At 56.0% G+C, this 5,177-nt stretch carries 4 protein-coding genes; all 4 read right to left on the bottom strand.

Annotated elements, in window-relative coordinates:
• Window positions 1-151: 151 nt before the first annotated feature.
• On the bottom strand, window positions 152-493 hold the full coding sequence (locus tag JNN07_23980) for a hypothetical protein (protein MBL9170813.1): 342 nt from the start codon (window positions 491-493) through the stop codon (window positions 152-154).
• 1,329 nt (window positions 494-1,822) lie between these two features.
• Window positions 1,823-2,263 (bottom strand): hypothetical protein, encoded by a 441-nt coding sequence (locus JNN07_23975; GenBank protein ID MBL9170812.1) that lies wholly within the window; start codon window positions 2,261-2,263, stop codon window positions 1,823-1,825.
• Window positions 2,264-2,432: 169 nt separating this feature from the next.
• Window positions 2,433-3,101: a hypothetical protein gene (locus tag JNN07_23970; protein ID MBL9170811.1), complete on the bottom strand. Its 669-nt coding sequence runs from the start codon at window positions 3,099-3,101 to the stop codon at window positions 2,433-2,435.
• A 290-nt stretch (window positions 3,102-3,391) separates the two neighbouring features.
• Window positions 3,392-3,817, bottom strand: a complete 426-nt coding sequence (locus tag JNN07_23965) for a hypothetical protein (protein ID MBL9170810.1) — start codon at window positions 3,815-3,817, stop codon at window positions 3,392-3,394.
• Between the last annotated feature and the right edge of the window lie 1,360 nt (window positions 3,818-5,177).

The following is a 5,177-nucleotide window of genomic DNA, read 5'->3' as shown; positions in this document are numbered from 1 at the left end:
TCCGACCCCTTACTCTTCCTATAGCCTGCGTCCCCTGACGCGGCTCCCTCCAACACGCGATGTAAGCAGTAGCGCTCGTTCCTAAACAGTTAACTCAGCCACCCACTGTCTCTGCGCTCCTGCCTACTTCGCATTCTTGTTAGCCCTGTGCTCATAGGGTGGAGAACTCATACTCCACAGACGCCTTACCCGAACGCGCCCGTACTGGAGAGTAGCGAATGACGCAATTGGTGGAAAAGTAGTCTCCAGCTAATCGGAGATCAAATCGTCCGCTGACCCGCTGAGTGTTGATGAGATCCCCGTAAAAGATGCCATCCCCGTCGATTGCACCGCGAATACGGACATGGAGAGTGTGAACGGAACCCCTCTGACTGGGGAGCGGAGCCAACACAAGAACCGCCGCTTTAGTCGCATCCAGAAGGGGCACCGATTGGCGCCCGCATCCGGTTAGCAGACAGAGCATCCCCAACCCCGCTGCAGCAGCGATGTTCATCAGTCTCGGGCTAGAAACCACTCAGGGACGCGCCGGTATGGACGATCAACCTGAAATCTGGATGCTGTCGGCGCGTTCACTGGAGTAGCTTTGTTCGCCCTTCGTTGGTGATGTGTCCTGCTCATGTCTGGCCGGAGCGTGGTATGTTTGAATGCGCAAGAAAAGCCCGAAGGTAAAGGACCAGAAAGATCAAGTTCAGGGGTATGTGGAATGCTGAGTTCCAATACCACTCTGAGTAGCCTGCACTCCTGCACCACAAGGTATATGCGAGAATGAGTAATGAGCAGACGATATGGATGCCCAAAAGCCCGAGCATACGTTTTCGTCTGCGCCCCCGGAAGGCTGTGGCGAGCAGATAGACAACCGGAATGGCCGCAGAACCCGCGTAGATGATGTAAGCGGGAGCGTCGGTCATGACGGCAACCAGTGGAGGTGAGCCGATACATCGTGGGCAAAACCAGCGGAAACAAGGGTGTCTCGCCAATCGCAGTGGGCACCCTCAATCTCTCGCTCCAGCGCCACCAAACTACCTCTGCTGAGCCTTAAAGTCGCGATCCTAATGCGGTCGAATGAGTCCTCGGTAGCATGAGACATCATCGGCAGAGTTGAGCCACAACGAGTCTTCAGCAAACTGATTGCGGCCGCTCGATCCCCAGGAGCGAACATCAGAGTGACTATCTCCTCGATCTTTGGGTTCATGGCGATGGGCTTTCGAATTTGGGTGAACGACCGAGAACTGAGGCAGAGCCGCCGGGCCAGCCGGCAACCAAAACCTCAGATGTGATAAGCGAAATTCTCACGATCATGAAACCCTTAGCTGGCGGCTGTTGCATCGAGTGAGCTGGTTGGACCGGAAAGTCGTCCGTGAACCGATCATCTCGGACCAATCCCAAGCATAGGAAGGCTCGTCATAGGTTTAGGTCCGCCGAGGATGTAATAGTCTACACTCCATGCAGGATAAAACAGCCAGCGGCATGTCTGATGAACCTGAAGCCACGGAGTCTCATGCTCAGCAACGAAGCTCGGCTTACCCGGAATGTAGAGAAAGGCATCGGATATCCCCCACTCGCTCTGGACGAGTCGAGTCGAGGATCTCGAGAGCGCAAAGTGCATCGCTAAGTAGACGAACACTCCAAGCGCTATCGCAACCCAAGCCCGAACTCTCATTGATGCACTGATGGCCATACGCCTCCGTGATCGGTCCAACGACCTCCCGATGAGGCACCCCGACCTGGGAGGTGACGATCGGCAAGGCCGGTGAAGGTTGAGATGGTCATGTCGGTCTGGGCAAAACTAAGGGCTGGTCGGGGTTGTCCTCGATCGGGCTGGCTAGGCTGCTCGTCGTCCGCCAATCTCATCGAGAAAATCATAAAGCTCTCTCTCCATCTTGGCGACCGCCTCAATCTTGCCATACTTGAACTCTCTGAACGGTTCGTAAAACCGGAACTGCCGCGCAAGCCGGAATGGTCGAAAGACAATCGCCATCGGGTTGAAAGCACGATAGCCGCCGAAGTGACGGAACGCGAGAACGGACAAGCTGCGCCGCCACCGTCCACGGTGCGACCAATTGAGAATAACCGCTCGCTCCCCGAGTCGCGGCAGGATGTGCTCCTCGACGTAGTCATGCCAAATCGGACTGTCCGAATAGACGAACAAAACGTCACGCCCTCGCGAACACCAGCAGCACCAAATCGCGATGTGAAGAGACAGACTGGTGAGCAAGTTAAGCGTGAGCAGAATAATGATGAGCGGAAGAAGGACTATGCACATCAGGATGCCGACCATATCTCCGAACTGTCTCTGTCTTTTTGTGCGCTGATTGCTCATGGCGTGTAGAGCGGCCTAGCGAAACTACTCAGGGACGCGCCGGTATGGACGCTGAACCTGGAACCTTCGTACTGTCGGTGCGTTCACTGGAGTACTCTGGTTGGACATTAGTCTATCTAGACGATGGAAATTCGATGAACTCAACATTGGTTGGCCCGAGTTTCTGAATTTCCTGTTTCAACATCTCCGTAACCAAAATAATCCTCGTGGTCTCCAAAACAAAAATATCTAACCCGGTCCACATAGATTCGGTCATCACGAGCTCCTTACTCCTAGCCCACTTGAAGTCTTTGTTACCGCAAGTCGAACACACCGATTTCAACTCCCTTCCCGGTGGCGGAGCTGACCTCCCATACACGCACAACTCAAAGTACCTGCCCTCCCCATCTGGAAAGAGAGTTGTCCGAACCTCAGTGATAACATCTTCAGGCTCACCGCTGGATGGGATAGGGGCCGGAAGCTTCGAAGACTCCCTCCCAACTTTCCGCAAAGTCACCTCTGCAAAAGCTACCTCGCGGATCTTTAGGGATTCCACTTTTTCACGGACGCGCTCTGTTACAAGAGGCGAGGAGCCCGGCCACAAGAAGTCGTCCTCCGGCCTTGAAGGAATATCGAGAAAGCTCGGAAGGAGCGAACAGTGTGGTTGGACAACATCTTTGCGCACCCCGAGCTGCAGGATCGCTCTGCGAACGGGCTCAGCAATACTGTCAAACTCCTCAATCGTGACAGCCTTCGGATCAGAGAAGGCCTCTCTTAGAGGCGATGGGCATTCATACGGCAACGAATGATCCGCCAGGTAGCGTTGGCCACAAACCTGACAATCCACAAAGGGAAGGTGGTAAGGATGGTCCAGAGATCCGTTTACGAACGACCTTTGGTAGTCGTTAGCGCAACCTGGTTGTGTAAGTTGCCAAAACCTCATAAGCCTTTGGTCCAACGCTCCCGCTGATCCACAGCCTCCCAACCGAAAGCCAACTCGGGCGAAACCGGGACTGTAGGAATGGTGATCATGTCAAAAACTCAGAGGCTAAGGGCTGTTGGATCGAGTGGGCTTGTTGGGCGATCTCTCGGTCAAACCGCTCTACGCCGGCATGCTCGGACAAGTAGGGCGATGCCAATAGCCGAAATTAGAACTCCCACCCCTGCGACTCCAGATATCCAACCAATTATCGCCCCCGGATTGGTGTAGATATAGCCCCCGTCGGGCAGATAAACGACGCTTTGCTTGCCGACAAGGGCCTCAATACCTAGCACAATCTCTAGCCCGGGGAATACGATCCGCGAGCTGAATGCCACGATGCAGATCCCGGCCGCTACGAGCAGCCACGCGATCAGTCTTTTGAAGCCCATCATCACGACACTTGCTCCGTCCAACGTCCAATCGTGAGCGACCGCCGCCGTAAGAGGGCGCTCGCCGAAGAGACCGATGGAATGACTGTGATCATGAGGGAAATCCCGATGCTGGCGGCGGTTCGGTCGACGATCTGTGTTAGGCACGCTCAAAGCGTGAGGTGAGCTATGACTGCATCCCGAAACTCTTCTGTATCGTCGAACGCACGCCAAAGTCCCGCGGGCTCGAGCTGATCCTGCGCGCCCTCAAGTATCCACTGACTGCGGTCCTTGATGACGCGAAGATTCCTACTCTCGTCAGAGAATTCCGCCAGACCAGAATCCATCGAGCCAGCTTCGGCGCGAAGTAATCTGAACCCGGCCGTCGCGAGTGCTGCTGAAATGATCTCCAGATTCCTGAGGGCGTTCATACCGGCCTAAAGAACCCACTGAGCCACAGCCCGCCGACCGAGAGCCAACTCGGGCGACACTCGGGATGCAGGACCGGTGGTCATGTGAAAAACTCGGAGGCTCAGGGCTGTTGGATCGAGTGGCTGGTTCGGCGCAGCGTCATGAAGGTGATGTATTGGGCGGCTCGGATGTCACCGGCGCATCGCGAGTGAGCTTGTGCCAGGAGTGCTTATCGCACTGCGGACATTTCATGAGAGATAAGGTCCGTGGTCGTCCTGCGGCCTTCCAACGAATACCGCCCAGCTCCCAGATCGATCGCGCGAAGCCGCATGAACATCGCATCATCCACGAGCGAGAGTCGGCCTCAATGCTCTCAGCCCACCGGCGAGGCAGAATGCGAACCAAGAAAGTTTGGAGAGGTGACATGAACGCGTAGCACCGCCGAACTAACTACTCAGGGACGCGCCGCTCTGGATGCTCAACCTGAAACCTGGATGCTGTCGGCGCGTTCACTGGAGTAGAATCGTTAGGGCAGACGGTTTTCCCTTTTGTGCGGCGTGCGAAGCAATGCCCACGCAGCAAAAGCTAGTGCTCCGACAGGGATCAAGGCGACGAGATAAAGCGTGATGAAGTGGGTGATGGCAGTCCTCCCCTCGCTTGCGACCATGCCAGGAGCTAGACCATCACGGAGCACCCATGCAAATGGCATGACCAACATCCCGATACCGACTGCCAGTGCCATACATCCGGCTCCCAACATCCGCCTCAACCGCGAGCGTTGCCGCGAACGACCGAGGGACAAGACAAAGCCAACTATCGCCATCACCGGGGCAGTCAGCCAAATCGTCATGGAGACGGCGTCATTCATTTGCCCGCGCGCAAGTGGCCTAACGGCAGAACCGAGCGAAGCGGGCGGTCCCGCACGTCCGCATTGGCAACTGACGTGGCCCGCCCGCGTTCGCTCGAGTGATTTTGTTCGAAGCCGCTACGCGGAGGCCTTCGGCTGGGAGGGTGTCAGAGGATTGCTTCTGAGTCCTGAGTGTCATCCAGATCATTCGCTTCGCAGTTCAAAAGGTAATCTGTCGTAGCAGAGCCCCCGCAGCGACAGGCTCGGGAG

It is taken from the genome of Verrucomicrobiales bacterium (assembly GCA_016793885.1).
Classification (GTDB): domain Bacteria; phylum Verrucomicrobiota; class Verrucomicrobiia; order Limisphaerales; family UBA11320; genus UBA11320.
The sequence above is the reverse complement of the archived record's forward strand: the minus strand, read 5'-3'. Positions and strand labels throughout refer to the sequence as shown.

Coding starts and splice junctions, on each gene's coding strand:
- JNN07_23975 (MBL9170812.1), bottom strand. CDS start 2,263: ATGTGCATAGTCCTTCTTCCGCTCATCATTATTCTGCTCACGCTTAAC.
- JNN07_23980 (MBL9170813.1), bottom strand. CDS start 493: ATGAACATCGCTGCTGCAGCGGGGTTGGGGATGCTCTGTCTGCTAACC.